Source organism: Oerskovia enterophila (genome assembly GCF_001692445.1).
In the GTDB taxonomy this organism is placed as follows: Bacteria; Actinomycetota; Actinomycetes; order Actinomycetales; family Cellulomonadaceae; genus Oerskovia; species Oerskovia enterophila.
Genome location: NZ_MAQA01000019.1, coordinates 40088 through 55671, shown reverse-complemented (window position 1 = coordinate 55671; position 15584 = coordinate 40088). Strand labels below are relative to the sequence as shown.

At 72.6% G+C, this 15584-nt stretch carries 13 protein-coding genes; 6 read left to right on the top strand and 7 right to left on the bottom strand.

The features are described from left to right. The first annotated feature begins 106 nt into the window (after window positions 1-106). Window positions 107-331, top strand: a complete 225-nt coding sequence (locus OERS_RS09525) for a DUF3107 domain-containing protein (RefSeq protein WP_056647744.1) — start codon at window positions 107-109, stop codon at window positions 329-331. A 217-nt stretch (window positions 332-548) separates the two neighbouring features. Here OERS_RS09525 and OERS_RS09520 read toward each other — a convergent pair whose 3' ends face one another. Continuing rightward, window positions 549-1286, bottom strand: coding sequence for a ferritin-like fold-containing protein (locus OERS_RS09520; RefSeq protein ID WP_068625583.1), 738 nt, complete (start codon window positions 1284-1286; stop codon window positions 549-551). 420 nt (window positions 1287-1706) lie between these two features. On the opposite strand from OERS_RS09520, the gene OERS_RS09515 reads away from it, so the two are divergent. Together OERS_RS09515 and OERS_RS09510 are read left to right on the top strand one after the other, a co-directional pair. Beyond that, window positions 1707-3446 (top strand): DEAD/DEAH box helicase, encoded by a 1740-nt coding sequence (locus tag OERS_RS09515; RefSeq protein WP_068625582.1) that lies wholly within the window; start codon window positions 1707-1709, stop codon window positions 3444-3446. A gap of 127 nt (window positions 3447-3573) precedes the next feature. Further along, window positions 3574-4044, top strand: coding sequence for a VOC family protein (locus OERS_RS09510; RefSeq protein WP_056762486.1), 471 nt, complete (start codon window positions 3574-3576; stop codon window positions 4042-4044). Window positions 4045-4092: 48 nt separating this feature from the next. Here OERS_RS09510 and OERS_RS09505 read toward each other — a convergent pair whose 3' ends face one another. The 4 genes from OERS_RS09505 to OERS_RS09490 all read right to left on the bottom strand — a co-directional run bounded on the left by OERS_RS09505 (window position 4093) and on the right by OERS_RS09490 (window position 8160). After that, window positions 4093-5874 (bottom strand): beta-N-acetylhexosaminidase, encoded by a 1782-nt coding sequence (locus tag OERS_RS09505; RefSeq protein ID WP_068625581.1) that lies wholly within the window; start codon window positions 5872-5874, stop codon window positions 4093-4095. Between the two features lie 223 nt (window positions 5875-6097). After that, window positions 6098-6712, bottom strand: a complete 615-nt coding sequence (locus OERS_RS09500) for a MarC family protein (protein WP_225220218.1) — start codon at window positions 6710-6712, stop codon at window positions 6098-6100. Between the two features lie 31 nt (window positions 6713-6743). Next, complete coding sequence (locus tag OERS_RS09495; protein ID WP_068625580.1) at window positions 6744-7583, bottom strand: PHP domain-containing protein; 840 nt, start codon at window positions 7581-7583, stop codon at window positions 6744-6746. 124 nt (window positions 7584-7707) lie between these two features. Further along, a complete protein-coding gene (locus tag OERS_RS09490; RefSeq protein WP_068625579.1) occupies window positions 7708-8160 on the bottom strand; it encodes an Lrp/AsnC family transcriptional regulator in 453 nt (150 codons plus the stop codon). A 118-nt stretch (window positions 8161-8278) separates the two neighbouring features. Between OERS_RS09490 and OERS_RS09485 the strand changes: the two genes are divergently transcribed. Continuing rightward, window positions 8279-8896, top strand: coding sequence for a LysE family translocator (locus OERS_RS09485; RefSeq protein ID WP_068625578.1), 618 nt, complete (start codon window positions 8279-8281; stop codon window positions 8894-8896). Window positions 8897-8987: 91 nt separating this feature from the next. Continuing rightward, window positions 8988-9893 carry an alpha/beta fold hydrolase gene (locus OERS_RS09480; RefSeq protein WP_082848834.1) on the top strand — a complete coding sequence of 302 codons (906 nt, stop codon included), beginning with the start codon at window positions 8988-8990 and terminating at the stop codon, window positions 9891-9893. A 155-nt stretch (window positions 9894-10048) separates the two neighbouring features. Here OERS_RS09480 and OERS_RS09475 read toward each other — a convergent pair whose 3' ends face one another. Further along, window positions 10049-12742: a GH92 family glycosyl hydrolase gene (locus OERS_RS09475; protein ID WP_083201346.1), complete on the bottom strand. Its 2694-nt coding sequence runs from the start codon at window positions 12740-12742 to the stop codon at window positions 10049-10051. 379 nt (window positions 12743-13121) lie between these two features. Here OERS_RS09475 and OERS_RS09470 point away from each other — a divergent pair, with 379 nt between their 5' ends. Further along, entirely contained in the window at window positions 13122-14663 is a 1542-nt protein-coding gene (locus tag OERS_RS09470) for an aminopeptidase P family protein (RefSeq protein WP_056647714.1), read from the top strand. A gap of 111 nt (window positions 14664-14774) precedes the next feature. Here OERS_RS09470 and OERS_RS09465 read toward each other — a convergent pair whose 3' ends face one another. Then, window positions 14775-15524: a class I SAM-dependent methyltransferase gene (locus tag OERS_RS09465; protein ID WP_068625597.1), complete on the bottom strand. Its 750-nt coding sequence runs from the start codon at window positions 15522-15524 to the stop codon at window positions 14775-14777. Between the last annotated feature and the right edge of the window lie 60 nt (window positions 15525-15584).

Below are 15584 nucleotides of genomic sequence, written 5' to 3'. Positions count from 1 at the left end.
AGCGCGGGAGCACCCGAGGTCCTCGGGAATCTCGTTAGTATCGGAGGAGTTGTCGACCAGTGGCCGGCGGGATCACCCGCGGGCGACGCTCGCGAAGGAGAATCACGTGGAAGTCACCATCGGTGTGCAGAACTTGGCCCGCGAGCTCGTGATCGAGACGGAGGAGACCACGGAGGCCGTCGCCGCCGCCGTCTCGGCCGCCCTGGCGGGCGGTCCGGCACTCGAGCTGCTCGACTCGCGCGGTCGCCGCGTCATCGTCCCGACGTCGTCGATCGGCTACGTGGAGATCGGAACCGAGGAGCAGCGTCGGGTGGGCTTCGGCTCCCTCTGAGAGCTCACGCAGAACGAGGGCGGTGCCCCGGCCGGTCGGCCGAGGCACCGCCCTCGTCGTACGTCGCGACGTCCTGAGGTGCTCAGGCCGCGAGGCTGTCCCGGACCGCTCAGGCCGCGAGGCTGTCCCGGACCGCTCAGGCCGCGAGGCTGTCCCGGACCGCTCAGGCCGCGAGGCTGTCCCGGACCGCTCAGGCCGCGAGGCTGTCCCGGACCGCTCAGGCCGCGAGGCCCAACCGCCCCATCCTGCGCGTGTGCTCCGCCGTGAGCTGCGAGAAGACCCACGCCTGGCGGTCAGCGGCCGTCCCCGTCGCGTCCGCGGCTCCCGGGGTCCCCGCCTCGGTGCGGTGCCCAGCGCCGTCCGCGAGGAGCCTGCTCAGCCCCTCACGCTCGGAGAGCAGCGTCTGCACCAGCCCGAGCGCCTCGCCCACGAGCCGCCGTCCCCACAGGGCGAGCCGCGACGCGAGCACGGGGTCTGCCGCCGCGGCGTCCGCGATGACGGTGGCCGAACGCTCGGAGTCGACGCCGTCCGAGAGGATCTCGAGCACCAGGTCGCGCGACTCGTCGTCGAGCCCGTCCGCGGCGAGGCGGCAGAAGTCGTCGGCGACACCGTGACCGACGTACCCCTTGAGCACGCCTTCCCACCAGGTGCTCGACGGCGTCCGCGCCTCGAAGTCGTCGAAGATGCCGTCGAACGCGCCCATCTCGGCCTCGGGGTCGGCGCCCAGGTCGGCGATGCGCTCGAGGACGCGCTCGTGGCGCGCGAGCATCTTGCCCGCGTGGCGCGAGAGCTGGTGGCGCTGCGCGAGGGTCGGAGCGTGCGCCGCGTCGGCCGCGAGACGGCCGAAGGTCGCGAGCTCGGTGTACGCGATGAGGCCCAGCAGACCGACCGCGTCATGGTCCGTGGCGAGCTTCTCGGTAGCGACGGACGGGTCGTGGTGCTGCGGCTCGCTCATCGGGTCAGGATAGTCGAGTCGCGCCGAGCGTCCCCCGTCGTGGGACGCGACATGACGGGCAATGATCGGCTTGACGGGTGCTGTCCGATAGTATGGGGGGGTACATCGGTTGCCCGGTCGTCCGAATCCCCGGTCCCCGGTGGGTGCTCGTGAGCCCCACCCCGTGCCGAAAGACTTGCGAACGACACTGCACGACGCCGACCTCGGTCGGTGCGCGCGGGCGGAACCGGGGTTCGCGCCTCACGGCCGACGACCCCCGACGACGTCTTCGCGGCGAATACCCACGATCGGCTGCCGGCCACTAGGCGCGAGAGACCGTACCTGCCTGGGATCTTCCCGGAGCATCGTGGACCCGCCAACCGTCGGGTCGATCACGCACGTGCGGGGCCTCGCGCCAGACATCAGAACCACGAGGCACCAGTGACCACCACCGAAACACCTGTCGAGCCCACCGAGCTCGACCTCACCCCTGCCGAGGCCCCTGTCGACGACGCACAGGGCACGCTCTCGTCGAGCGTCCAGGCCAAGGACGTCTCCTTCGCGGACTTCGGTGTCCGCCCGGAGATCGTCGAGGCGCTGGCCGACGCCGGCATCACCCACCCGTTCCCCATCCAGGCCATGACCCTGCCCGTCGCGATGTCGGGGCACGACATCATCGGCCAGGCCAAGACCGGTACCGGCAAGACGCTGGGCTTCGGCGTGCCGCTGCTGCACCGCGTCATCGCCCCGGGCGAGGAGGGCTTCGACCAGCTCCCCGCACCGGGCAAGCCGCAGGCCCTCGTCATCGTGCCGACCCGTGAGCTCGCGGTCCAGGTCGCCGGCGACCTCGAGGCCGCCTCGGCCAAGCGCAGCGTCCGCATCATCCAGCTCTACGGCGGCCGTGCGTACGAGCCGCAGATCGCAACGCTCAACGCGGGCGTCGAGGTCGTCGTCGGCACCCCCGGTCGCATGATCGACCTCATGAACCAGGGGCACCTCAACCTCACGCGCGCTCGCTGCGTCGTGCTCGACGAGGCCGACGAGATGCTCGACCTGGGCTTCCTGCCCGACGTCGAGAAGCTCCTCTCGCGCACGCCCGCGGCCCGCCACACCATGCTGTTCTCGGCGACCATGCCGGGCGCGGTCGTCTCGATGGCCCGCCGCTACATGACGCAGCCGACGCACATCCGGGCCAACGACCCGGACGACGGCGGCCAGACCGTCAAGAACATCAAGCAGGTCGTCTACCGCGCGCACGCGCTCGACAAGGTCGAGGTCCTCGCTCGCATCCTCCAGTCGGAGGGTCGCGGCCTGACGATCGTGTTCGCGCGCACCAAGCGCACGGCCGCCAAGGTCGCCGACGAGCTCGCCGACCGCGGCTTCGCGTCGGGCGCGATCCACGGCGACCTGGGCCAGGGCGCCCGCGAGCAGGCGCTGCGCGCCTTCCGCTCGGGCAAGATCGACGTGCTCGTCGCGACCGACGTCGCGGCCCGCGGCATCGACGTCGACGACGTCACGCACGTCGTGAACTACCAGTGCCCCGAGGACGAGAAGACCTACCTGCACCGCACGGGCCGTACGGGCCGCGCGGGCAACAAGGGCACGGCCGTCACGTTCGTCGACTGGGACGACGTACCCCGCTGGTCGCTCATCAACAAGGCCCTGGACCTGAACATCCCGGAGCCCGTCGAGACGTACTCGACGTCCCCGCACCTGTACTCGGACCTCAACATCCCCGAGGGCACCAAGGGCCGACTGCCCAAGTCCGCGCAGACCCGCGCGGGCCTGGACGCCGAGAAGCTCGAGGACCTGGGCGAGACCGGCAAGCGCGGCGGCTCGCCGTCGTCGGCGCGCGGCGGTCGGGACGCAGGCCGCGACGCGGGCCGCTCGGGCTCGCGCGACGCCGGTCGGTCGGGTGGCCGCGACAGCGGTCGCAGCAGCTCGCGCGACGCCGGCCGGTCCGGTGGACGTGAGGGTGGCCGCAGCTCCGAGGGCGCGCAGCGTTCCTCGGCACCGGCCGTCTCCACGGGTGCGGAGCAGGCTCCGCGCGCCGAGGCTCCGGCCGCCGGGGCGTCCGCGGACGGCGCTCCGTTGCGTCCGCGCCGCCAGCGCAACCGTCGCCGCACGCACGGCGGCGGCTCGGGCGCCGGCACCACGGGGGCGCCGGCTCCGGCCGAGTGACCCTCGACGCACGACACCGACGGCGGGCCGTCGCTCCTCGGAGCGGCGGCCCGCCGTCGTCCCGGGAACCGTCATGCGCGCGGGCGCAGCGGCGGCGTGCCCGGCGGGTCGGGGCTAGCGTTGATCCATGGAACCTCGCGTCAGCCTGATCACCCTGGGGGTGCGCGACGTCGCCCGGGCACGCGCCTTCTACGTCGACGGGCTGGGCTGGGCACCCGTCAACGAGGTGCCGGGCGAGGTCGTCTTCCTCCAGGTCGGTCACGGCCTGCTGCTGTCGCTGTGGCGCCGGGCCGACCTCCTCGAAGAGGCCGGTCCCGGCATCCACGAGGGGCACCACGGTCCCGAGCCCGTGACGCCCGTCGCGCTCGCGCACAACGTCGGCTCGCCCGCCGAGGTGGACGACGTCCTGGCGAGCGCGCTCGCCGCAGGAGGCTCCGTCGTCGTGCACGCGCAGGTGCGCGCCTGGGGCGGCTACTCGGGGTACTTCGCGGACCCGGACGGGTTCCGCTGGGAGGTCGCCCACAACCCGGGCCTCGTGGTGTCCGACGACGGGCGGGTCACGTTCGTCGCGGCCGAGCCCGACCCCGGGGCCTGGTAGGTCCTGGCGGGACGCCGTCAGCCGAGGCGGGTGCGGCCCCTCACGCCGTCACGGGGCCCAGTCCACGTCGGCGACCTGGTTCCACCCGATGCCCGCCGCGGTCCAGCGCGGGGACACCTGGACGAGCCGGTCACGGAAGTCCGGATAGCTACGGTCGGCCTGCTCCGACCACGCGACCTCCGCCGTCGCCGGCAGGCGCGGGAAGAGCATGAAGTCGGCGTACTGGTCGACGGGCACGAACACGTCGGTGCTCGTCGGCAGGCTCGCGAGGCTGTCGGGGTAGGAGCGGTCGGACCACAGCAGCACCTCGACGCCCGCCATGTCGGACTCGTCCGCCAGGGTGCTCTTCCCGTCGGGCGAGGTGAGCTCGGTCGCCGGGTCCCAGCCGTACGCCTCCTCGAGCGTGATGCGCGAGGCCCACTCGAGGCCGTACGGGGTGTCCTCGTCGTACTTCATGTCGAGGTACGTGCGGTCGGCGGGCGACATGATGAGCCGGGCGCCCTTGTCGAGCGCGGCCTGGACGTCGACCAGGTCGGCGTTCGTCGCCTCCCCGCCGATGACCGGGCGCAGCCGTTCGCCGACACCCCAGTACTGGATCAGCGCGCCGGGCGGGAGCGCCTCGGACGCCCCCCACTGGTGCCAGCCGATCACGGTCTTGCCGTGACCGGTCGCGATCTCGTTGGCCGCCTCGGCGTAGCTCTGGTACCAGCCGGGCGGGCTGGGCGCCTCGTCGCCGCCCAGGTGCAGGTACGGGCCGGGGTTCTGGCCCGCGACGGACGCGAGGACCGTCTCGAGGAAGCCCTGGACGTTGCCCAGGTTCTCGTCGCTCGCGCAGACGATCGGGTTGTTGACCTCGGGGCCCCAGTACAGCGGGGTCGGGACGCCGTCGCAGGTGAGCGAGCCGAGCGACGCCTGCGCCGCGAGGGTGTGCCCCGGCCCGTCGATCTCCGGGACGACCGTCATGTACTTGTCGCGCGCGTAGGCGACGATCTCCGCGTACTCGTCCGCGGTGTAGTACCACCGCTCACCGTCCCCCGTCCCGGGCTCCCACCCCTCCTGCGTGGTGGAGCCGACCTCGGTGAGCTCGGGCAGGGCGTCGACCGCGATGCGCCACCCCTGGTCGTCCGTCAGGTGCAGGTGGAGTGCGTTGAGCTTGTACGTCGACGCGTGGTCGATGAACCGCTTGACGGACTCGACCGGGTAGAAGCGGCGCGCGACGTCGAGCATCGCGCCGCGGTAGGCGAACCGGGGCTCGTCGGAGATGGTCACGGCAGGTGCCGTCCACCCGCCCGCCGGCTCCTCCTGGACCGTCGTCGCATCGATCTGCGCGGGGAAGAGCTGTCGGAGCGTCTGCACGCCCCGGAACAGACCGGGGGGCGACGTGGCGGTCAGGACGATCTGCTCGTCGTCGACCGTGAGCTCGTAGGCGTCGACACCCGTGTCGTCGAGCAGGCCGTCCCGCTCCCAGACGACCTCGGTGTCCGGCACGAGCTCGAGGCGGATCTCGCCCACGGCGCCGTCGACCGCCGGGCCGAGCGGCAGGTCGAAACCGGTCGCGGTCCCGAGGTGCTCGGCGAGCTCCTCACCGACGTGGTGGACGTCCGGGGCCATGACCTCGGGCGTGACCAGCGCGATCGTGGAGTCCGCGTCGAGCACGAACGCGCCTCCCCCGTCGACCCTCACGTCCGTGGGCACCGGCACGAGCCCGAGGCCGGCCGAGGCGACGTCCTTCTCCTCGGGAGTGCATCCCGCGACGAGCGAGACGGCGAGTACGCCGAGGGTGATCGTGGTGGTGAGGGCGACCGGTCGACGGCGACGCGGTGAGTTCATCAGCACTCCTTCGATACTCATGACGGAAGGATGCGACGCGCCCTCCGGGACTCACCCTAGGACGTGGGTGCGATACCAGGACGGGGACGTCCGTACCGATCGGGTAACGCCCGTCGGGCTCGCGGACCGTCGCGCGTCGGCGCCGACCATCGTGCCTGGACAGCACGACGCCCGCGAGACCATCAGGTCTCGCGGGCGTCGGGGCGCTACGGTCGGCCGGGCGTCAGCTGGCCGCCTGGACGAACGCGGTGACGGCGTCCGCGACGAGCTGCACCGCGATGGCCGCGAGCAGCAGACCCGCGATGCGGGTCACGAGGATCGTCCCCGAGTCCCCGAGGACACGGTGGATGACGTTCGCGAAGCGCATCGCCAGGAAGAGCGTGATGTGGACCGCGACGACGCCCGCCGCGATCGCGACCCAGTCCGCAGCGGACCCGTCGGCTCGCTGGACGAACACCATGGTCGCGACGATCGCACCGGGGCCCGCGAGGAGCGGCGTGCCGAGCGGGACCAGGGCGACGTTGACGCCCTTGTTGCCCGACGGCGTCGGCTCCTCCATCTTTCCCGTGAGCAGCTCCATCGCGACCAGCAGCAGCAGGAGCCCGCCGGACGCCTTGAGCGCCGGGAGCGAGATGCCCATGTAGTTGAGGATCTGCTGGCCGAACACCGCGAACGACACGATCACGCCGAACGCGACGAGGATCGCGGTCCTGGCGGCCTGGTTGCGCTGCTTGGCGCCCATGGCGCTCGTCAGGCCCAGGAAGATCGGTACCGTCCCGGGAGGGTCCATGATCACGAACAGCGTGATGAACACCTCGGTGAAGAGGCGGAGGTCCATGATGTCGTTCACGACATCACCGCCCGCGCCGTCATCGGATCACGTCCAACGTGCCTAGCTCCTCGATCGTCTCCAGCACTCGTGGTGCTGTCGTGTTCTCGCCGAGCCGGTTCGGTTTGCCGGCTCCGTGGTAGTCGCTCGAACCCGTCACGAAGAGGCCCAGGGTGTGGGCGATGTCCTCGAGACGGGCAACTTGCTGTGCGCTGTGGTCGCGGTGGTGCACCTCGAGCCCCAGCAGTCCTGCGTCGGCCATCTGCTCGATGACCGCGTCCGGCACCACGCGCCCTCGCCCGTCGGCGCCCGGGTGGGCGAAGACGGGCACCCCGCCCGCTGCGCGCACCGCGCGCACGGCGTCCAGGACGTCAGGGGCGTAGTGCGGCACGTAGTAGCCCGTGCCGGGGTGCAGGATCGTGGCGAATGCCGCCGAACGGTCGCTGACGTGGCCGGTGGCCACCAGGGCGTCCGCGATGTGCGGGCGCCCGATCGTGGTCCCCTCCTCGGTCTGCGACAGGACATCTTCCCACGTCAGCGGGTAGTCCTCGCCGATCCGCTCGACCATGCGCCGGGCCCGCGAGACGCGGTCGACGCGCGTGCGCTCGGTCTCGGCCAGCAGGTCGGGGTGCGTGGGGTCGTGCAGGTAGCTCAGCAGGTGGACCGAGACGTGCCCCGAGCGGGCCGAGATCTCCGCGCCCCGCACCAGCGCGATGCCGCTGCGGGTGGCCGCTCGCGCGGCGTCGGCCCAGCCCGCGGTCGTGTCGTGGTCGGTGAGGGCCACGACGTCGAGCCCTGCGGCGGCTGCGTCCTCGACGACCTGCGCCGGGGCGTCGGTCCCGTCGGACGCCGTGGAGTGGGTGTGGAGGTCGATGAGCACCCCCTCAGGATAGTGAGCGCGCGCGTCGAGGCCCGCCGGGAGGGCCCGACGGCGGCGCTCACCGGAGAGGACCGGTCCGGCCGGTCTGCTGCGGCCTGCGTGCGGCACGGCACCGCGAGGCCACCTACAGCGGCAGCGGCCTGTCCTCGACGACGCTCTTCATGACGAGCGTCGAGCTCAGGCGCATCACGCCGGGCAGGGTCGAGAGCCGCTCGTCGTACAGCACCTGGAAGCCCGGCAGGTCGCTCGCGACGACGCGCAGGAGGTAGTCGGGGTCGCCGAAGAGGCGCTGGGCCTGCAGGACGTTCGGGACCTCGACGACCGCGGTCTCGAACGCCTCGAGCGTCTCCCGCGTCGCGGACTGCATGGTCACGAAGAGGAGCGCCTCGAAGGTCAGCCCGACCGAGCTCGCGTCGAGGTGCGCGCGGTAGCCGCTGATGACCCCGGAGCGCTCGAGCGCCCGCAGCCGCCGGTGGCACGGCGAGACGCTCAGGCGGACCCGTTCGGCGAGCTCGGTGAGCGTGAGCCGGCCGTCCTGCTGCAGCTCGGCAAGGATCTGCCGGTCGATGTCATCCATGCGAAGGATCTTTCCACTCGGTCACGATCCAGGGCAAGAAGTTGGAAGCACTTTTGCCGTGTTCCGACCTAACGTTGCTCTCGCGCCGGAGGTCGGCGCACACGCCCCTGGAGGAACGATGCCCGTCGCCACGATCGCCGCGTTCTGGGCGGTGTCGCTCGTCTTCGTCGTGACGCCGGGAGCCGACTGGGCGTACGCGATCACGGCCGGCCTGCGCCACCGGTCGGTCCTGCCCGCGGTGGGCGGGATGCTGGCCGGCCACCTCGCGGCCGCGCTGGTCGTCGCAGCCGGGGTCGGCGTCCTGGTGTCCCGCTCCCCGGCTCTCCTGACGGTCCTGACGATGCTGGGCGCGGCGTACATCGCGTGGCTCGGCGTGACGATGCTCGCCCGTCCGGGTGGACCCGTCACGGAGGGAGACCACGTCGCGGGGTCGTGGGTGCGCCAGGCCGCGAAGGGCCTCGGGACGAGCGGGCTCAACCCCAAGGTCCTCCTGCTGTTCCTGGCGCTGCTGCCGCAGTTCACCGACCCCGCGGGGCGCTGGCCCGTCGGTGCGCAGATCGCGGCGCTGGGCGCGGTGCACATGGTCGGCTGCGCCGTGGTCTACCTGCTCGTGGCCTGGGGGGCGCGGCACGTCCTGCGCTCCCGGCCCGGGGCGTCGCGGGTCGTGACACGGGTCTCGGGCGTCGCGATGATCCTGATAGGCACCGCGCTCGTCCTCGAGCAGGCGATCGGCTGACGGCCTCGTCCCAAGGCCCGCACAGGACGTTCACGGGAGGCTCCCCGTGCTTTCGCACTGCTCCCAGGTGGCGCTGGCAGCATCCGAAGCGATGCGAAACAGCCAGCCCTCCCTCCGGGCCTCCGCCTTCCCGTCCGACCCGTCGATCGACCTCCTCCCGAGCCTCGCGCAGGCGTCCTCGGCCGGGCCCCCTGCCGCCGTCGTGTTCGTGCACGGTGTGCGCACCTCGAACGCGATCTGGGGGCGTCAGCTCGCCCACGTGCGCGAGGCGGGCCACCTCGCGGTCGCGGTCGACCTGCCGGGGCACGGCGAGCGCAGCGACGAGCGGTTCACGCTCGCACGGGCCTTCGAGATCCTGGACGATGCCGTCGCGTCCTTCCCCGACGACGTCCCCGTCGTCGTGGTCGGGATGTCGCTCGGCGGCTACACGTCGCTCGCGTACGCGGCGAGCCACCCCGACCGGCTCGCGGGCATCGTGGCGTGCGCGTGCAGCGCCGACCCGCGCGGCAAGCCCGTCGCGCTCTTCCGCGAGGCCGCGAGCCTCATGGACGCTGCGGGCACCGCGACCCGTCGCGCGCTGGGCCGCGTCCAGGACGTGCTGCGCGCCGGAAGGTCGCTGCCGGGTGGAGCACGCGCCTCGGCCCAGCTCACCGGGGCCGGCACGTTCGCCGACCCGCGGCTCCCCGGCCGGCCCGCGTGGCAGGTCGTGACCGACGTGCTGCACGAGCTCGCGGGCCGCTCCTCGCGCGCCGACCTCCGCGCCGCCAAGGTGCCGGTCTGGCTCATCAACGGCCAGCGCGACCACCTGCGCCTCGACGAGAAGCGCTACCTCGACACGGCCCCCGACACAGCCCTCGTGGTCGTGCCGCGCGCGGGCCACGACGTCAACCTCGACGCCCCCGACGCGTTCAACGACGCGCTCTCGCGGGCGCTGGGCGACCTCACGAGCCGCTGGTCCCCCGCTCGACGCCTCGAGCCGGTCGGCGCGGCCGCGTGACACGACCGTCCTGAGCGCCACGCCCGGCGACCCCGGGCCGTGACGACCCAGGACCGACAAGGCCCCAGGCACCCGAGGCGAGAACCGCCGTCGGGCACCTGGGGCCTTCTTCCTGCTACCTGCTCACCTCCCGCACCGGCACGTGCGGGCCGGCGTCAGCCGCAGGACGTCGCCGGGTAGGCGACCTCCACCGTGCGCGGCTCGGCGCCCGGGAGCGTCACCGTGACGCTCGCCGTCCCGGCCTCGACCGAGCCCGAGCGCGCGTTGAACGTCTGCGCGGCGCTCTTGCCGGGCTGCAGCCCGTGGAACGACTTCGTCCCGAACGGCGTCGCCAGGACGACGTCGACCGCGGTGTCGGCCGAGCTCGTGGCCTTGACCGACACCTGGGCGTTCTTGCCCACGCAGCGCACCGTCGCGGTGACCTCGACGGGCAGCGGCGGGAGCGGCGCCGACAGGCTCGGGATGCGGTCAGCGGGCGCGGTGCCCCACGTGAGGCCCGCGCTCGAGTCGGCCAGGTCGAACTCGAGCGTGCCGCCGTCCTGGATCGCCGAGGCGTCCATCCACGCGGCCGTGTGCTCGGCCCCGTCGAGCGTGACGCCCGAGACGTAGCTCGGCAGGTCCTCGTTGGCCCCCTCGGCCGAGATGGCGAACGTCGTGCCCGCGTCGGTCGTGACGGTCGCGGACTGGACCTTGGGCGCGTTGAGCGCGAGCATGCCCGAGCCCGGCAGGACGGGCTCGAACCCGAGCGCGGCCATGACGTACCAGGCGGCCAGGGTGCCCAGGTCGTCGTTGCCGACGCCCCCGCCCGGCGTGTTCGGGAACCGGTTGAGGTTCGCAGCCAGCACGTCGTTCGTCTTCCACGGCTGCCCGACGTACCCATAGAGCCACGCGTTGGTGATCGTCGGCTCGTTGCCCGGGTTGTAGCGGATCGTCTGGTAGTACGAGCTGCCACCGCGCGCCCACGTCGAGGGCGAGACGCCCGGCTTCGCCGCGAGCGCCGGCATGTCGAAGTAGTAGTCGAGACGCTCGACGAACGCGTCCTCACCACCCATCGCCTCGGCCAGACCCGTGACGTCCTGCGGGACCATCCACTGGTACTGCCACGGGACACCCTCGTGGAAGCCCGTGCGCGTGACGTCGGTCAGCTCGGGGAGAGTGACGAACGTACCGTCGGGGCGCTTGGCGTTGACCATGCCCTGGAAACCGCCCGAGAGCTCGACGTCCGGGTTCCACAGCGTCTGCCAGTTGCGGCCCTTGGCGAGGAAGGCCTCGGCGTCCTCGGTCTTGCCGAGGCGCTGAGCAGCCGCCCCCAGGCCCGCGTCGGACAGCGCGAACTCGAGCGTCGACGAGCCGCCGTGACGGTACTCCTCGTACTGCCCGCCCAGGCCGCCCTCGTTCTCGGGGTAGAACGGGATGTGGCCGTTCTCGTTGTAGAAGGCCGCGCTCTGGCGACCCACCGACGCGACGCCGGCAGGCGGGGCCGTCGTGGCGTTCTCCACGAGATAGCCCCAGAGCTCGTCCGAGATGTCGTCGGGCACGGTGCCCATGGCGAAGTTCTCCGCGAGCCACGGCGTGACCGGGTCGCCGGCCATGATGTTGGTCTCGAGCGCGCCCAGCGACCAGCGGGGCAGCCAGCCGCCCTCGACGCGGTGCTGGTACATCGAGCGGACGATGTCCTCGGCGCGCTCGGGGAGCAGCAGGGCGTGCAGCGTCGCCTGGGTGCGGTACGTGTCCCAGAGCGAGAAGTTCTGGTAGTAGTCCCAGCCGTCGGCCTGGTGCTCCTCGAGGTCCATGCCGCGGTACCGGCCGTCGACGTCGTTGCCGATCGTCGGGGACAGCAGCGTCTTGTAGAGCTGGGTGTAGAAGATCGTGCGCTTCTCGGGCGAGGCCTCGATGTCGACGCGGCCCAGCTCGGTGTTCCAGGCGTCGCGCGCCTCCTCGCGGATCTCGTCGAACCCGACCTGGACGCCGTCGCGCACGGCCTCGGCCTCACGGTTGCCGCGAGCGCCGTCGACGCTCACGAAGGACACGCCCACGCTCACCTCGACGTCGCGGTCCGTGGTCGTGTCGAACACCGCGACGGCGCCGTTGCGGCCCGTCGTGACCTGGCTCGTGGTCGAGCCCGCGGTGTAGACGCCGGTGGTGCCCCACGTGCCCGACGAGGACACGGGGCGGTCGAACGTGGCACTGAAGAAGTAGCGCTGCTTGGCGGGCGTGCCGCCGCAGAAGCCGCCGTTGTCGACCCAGCCCTCGAGCGTGTGGTCGTCGACCCACGTGACCGAGCTGGCGCCGGCGTCGCGCAGCGTCTGCCCGACGTTGAACGACAGGTGCGACGTGGTCGAGGCCGGGAACGTGTACCGGTGCGCACCCACGCGGGTGGTCGCGGTGAGCTCTGCGTGCACGTCGTTGGCGAGCGTGACCTCGTAGAAGCCGGCGACCGCCTTCTCGGTGCTCGCCTGGTCCTTGATCGCGATGGGGGTCCGGGCCGTGCGCGGGGCCGCGGTGGTGTCCGGGGTCACGAGCAGCTCGCCCGCCGCGGGGCAGCCTGCGCTGTTGACGTGCCGGTGGCTGAAGCCCCAGACCCGCCCGGCGTTCTTGCTGTAGGAGGTCGAGGCGTAGGAGTTGGAGTTGTCCGGGCTGAGCTGGACCATGCCGAACGGGACCGTGGCGCCGGGGTAGGCGTTGCCCTCGCTCTCCGTGCCGACGAAGGGGTTCACCTCGAGGGAGTGGTCCACGGGCGGGCGCGGTTCAGACGGGTCCTGCGGAACTGCGGCGACCGGGGAGGCGATGCCCGCCCCGATCAGCAGCGCGAGCCCCGCGGAGAGCGTGGCGAGTCGTGATCGTCTCATGTGTGTTCGTCCTCTTCGACGTCCGAGCGGGCAGCGATGCCCACGACGCTCAGGCCTCGTCCGGCGCGCACCGGTGCGCGGTCCGGCGCCCGTCCGACGACGACGTGGGGTCGCGAGAGCGGCTGGCACCGGTGCCGGACGACGAGCGTCCGCGGCCCAGCATTCCCGCGAATGACTGCGCTGTCAATTATGAATGACAGCGCAGTCATCTTTTGCTGCGGCAGGGCTGCTCGACAGCCGCACGCGCTCCCCGAGAGCATCCGGAGCACATCCGAGCGCCGCCCGGGCGCGCCGCGCGCCACGGCACCTCTGCGCCCGAGGAGTGCTCCGCCGTCGGGCCGCACGCGCCCTCCCGGCGACCGATGGGAGACTGGTGGCCATGAGCAACGACACCACCCCCGTCAGCGCCCCGGCCGCGGAGTCCGAGCAGGAGATCGCCGCCCGGAACGACAACCGGTCGCACCGGCCCGACTCCGAGGCCTTCAAGGCGTTCATCACGAGCGGCTGGGCGCCACGCGCGAGCAGCGACGTCGAGGCCGGCGCCGCCGCCCCGTACACCGCCGCCCGCCGCGCCGAGCTGTCCGCAGGCTTCGCGGGTGCGCGCCTCGTGATCCCCGCCGGCCCGCTCAAGGTCCGTTCGAACGACACCGACTACCGGTTCCGCCCGCACTCGGCGTTCGCGCACCTCACGGGACTCGGCACCGACCAGGAGCCCGACGCGGTCCTGGTCCTCCACCCCGTCGAGCCCGGCACGGGCGACGACGGCTCGAACCACCACGCCGTCCTCTACGTACGCCCTCTCGCGGCGCGCGACACCGACGAGTTCTACGCCGACTCGCGCTACGGCGAGTTCTGGGTCGGGGCCCGCCCCAGCCTCGACGACGTCACGACCCTCACCGGGATCGAGGCCGCGCACGTCGACGAGCTGCGCGACGCGCTCGCCAAGGACGTCGGCGAGCACGTCGTGCTGCTCGTCGTGACCGGGGCGGACGAGAACATCGAGGCCCTCGTGGAGGCCATCCGCCTCGAGAACGGCCAGGCCGACGACGCCGCCGCGGACGCCACGCTCGTCGAGGCCGCCTCCGAGCTGCGCCTGGTCAAGGACGCGCTCGAGGTCGCGCACATGCGCGAGGCCGTCGACGCGACGATCGCGGGCTTCGCGGAGGTCGTGCGCAACCTGCCGCGCGCGACCGGGCACCGCCGCGGCGAGCGCGTCATCGAGACGACGTTCGACGCGCACGCCCGCCTCGAGGGCAACACGGTCGGCTACGAGACCATCGCCGCCGCGGGCGAGCACGCCACGACGCTCCACTGGATCCGCAACGACGGCCAGGTCCGCACGGGCGAGCTCGTGCTGCTCGACGCCGGCGTCGAGGTCGACTCGCTCTACACGGCCGACGTCACGCGCACGCTGCCCGTCGACGGCACCTACACCGACGTCCAGCGCCGCATCTACACCGCGGTGCTCGACGCCGCCGACGCGGCCTTCGCGGTCGCAGTCCCCGGGGCCCGCTTCCGCGACATCCACGCGGCCGCGATGGAGGTCATCGCCGAGCGCCTCGCCGAGTGGGGCCTGCTGCCCGCGACCGCCGAGGAGTCCCTCGCCCCCGAGGGCCAGTTCCACCGCCGCTGGATGGTGCACGGCACGAGCCACCACCTGGGCCTCGACGTGCACGACTGCGCGCAGGCACGCCGCGACCTGTACGTCGACGGCGTCCTGGAGCCCGGCATGGTCTTCACGATCGAGCCGGGCCTGTACTTCAAGAGCGACGACCTGACGGTCCCCGAGGAGTACCGCGGGATCGGCATCCGCATCGAGGACGACGTCCTGATCACGCAGGACGGCAACGAGAACCTCTCGGCGGCGCTCCCCCGCCGCCCCGAGGACATCGAGGCGTGGATGGCCTCGCTGCGCGACTGAGCACGGCCAGGCTGTCGGAAGGGGGCCGGGGTACACCCCGGCCCCCTTCTGACGCCCCAGCGTCGCGGGCCGCACGCGTCCGACCCCGGTACGGCGTCGACGCCCCGCGGCTCAGACGGCGCGCGCGACGACGAGCAGCTCGCCGGCCCCCTCTCCGACGGCCTCGCGCCCCCACCCGCCGTCGACCTGCTCGACGGCGAACCCCGCCGCCTCGACGCTCCGGCGCACCACGTCCTCGGCACGGAACCGCAGCGTCGCGGTGCTCGTGAGCTCGTCCCCCTCGGGCATCTCGTAGCCGAGCGTGAAGTCGACGACGCCGTCACGCTCGCCCGTGACCTCGCTCCAGGTCTGCACGACACGCCCGTCGCTCAGCGTCACCGGGTCACGGTCGTCGGGGGCGTGCCACGCCTCCCAACCACGGTCACGGGGGTCGCGGGTGTCGAAGACGAGGAACCCGCCCGGCACGAGGGCCTTCCGGAGGTCGGCGAGGACGCCCGCCCACTCGTCGTCGGCGACGAAGAACTGGGCCACGTGGCTCGTCATGAGGGCGACGTCGAACGCGTCCGCGGGCGCGTCGGCGGACGTCCCGTGGATCCAGGTCACGGCCTCACCACCGGGACGTCGCCGGGCCGCGTCGAGAGAGGCGCCCGCGGGGTCGATGCCCGTCACCTCGTGCCCGGCGTCCGCGAGCGCCACGGTCAGCCGACCCGTGCCGCACCCGAGGTCGAGCACCCGCCCGCCCGGGCCCTCGGCCGCGCGGGCGAGGAAGTAGTCGTCGTCCGGACCCCAGGTGTTCTGGGCGTCGTAGACCTCGACGAGGCGGGCGTGACGGAACTCGGCCTGGTGCGTGGCGGGCTGCATGCCGTCACGGTATCCGGCCGTCCGTGCGCGGGTCACGGGAAATCCACCTCTTGTGTACGG

Bases quoted from the DNA above. Each gene is read 5' to 3' on its own strand.
- OERS_RS09470 (WP_056647714.1), top strand. From the start codon at position 13,122: ATGAGCAACGACACCACCCCCGTCAGCGCCCCGGCCGCGGAGTCCGAG.
- OERS_RS09505 (WP_068625581.1), bottom strand. From the start codon at position 5,874: ATGAACTCACCGCGTCGCCGTCGACCGGTCGCCCTCACCACCACGATC.
- OERS_RS09465 (WP_068625597.1), bottom strand. From the start codon at position 15,524: ATGCAGCCCGCCACGCACCAGGCCGAGTTCCGTCACGCCCGCCTCGTC.
- OERS_RS09490 (WP_068625579.1), bottom strand. From the start codon at position 8,160: ATGGATGACATCGACCGGCAGATCCTTGCCGAGCTGCAGCAGGACGGC.
- OERS_RS09520 (WP_068625583.1), bottom strand. From the start codon at position 1,286: ATGAGCGAGCCGCAGCACCACGACCCGTCCGTCGCTACCGAGAAGCTC.
- OERS_RS09485 (WP_068625578.1), top strand. From the start codon at position 8,279: ATGCCCGTCGCCACGATCGCCGCGTTCTGGGCGGTGTCGCTCGTCTTC.
- OERS_RS09510 (WP_056762486.1), top strand. From the start codon at position 3,574: ATGGAACCTCGCGTCAGCCTGATCACCCTGGGGGTGCGCGACGTCGCC.
- OERS_RS09480 (WP_082848834.1), top strand. From the start codon at position 8,988: ATGCGAAACAGCCAGCCCTCCCTCCGGGCCTCCGCCTTCCCGTCCGAC.
- OERS_RS09500 (WP_225220218.1), bottom strand. From the start codon at position 6,712: ATGGACCTCCGCCTCTTCACCGAGGTGTTCATCACGCTGTTCGTGATC.
- OERS_RS09475 (WP_083201346.1), bottom strand. From the start codon at position 12,742: ATGAGACGATCACGACTCGCCACGCTCTCCGCGGGGCTCGCGCTGCTG.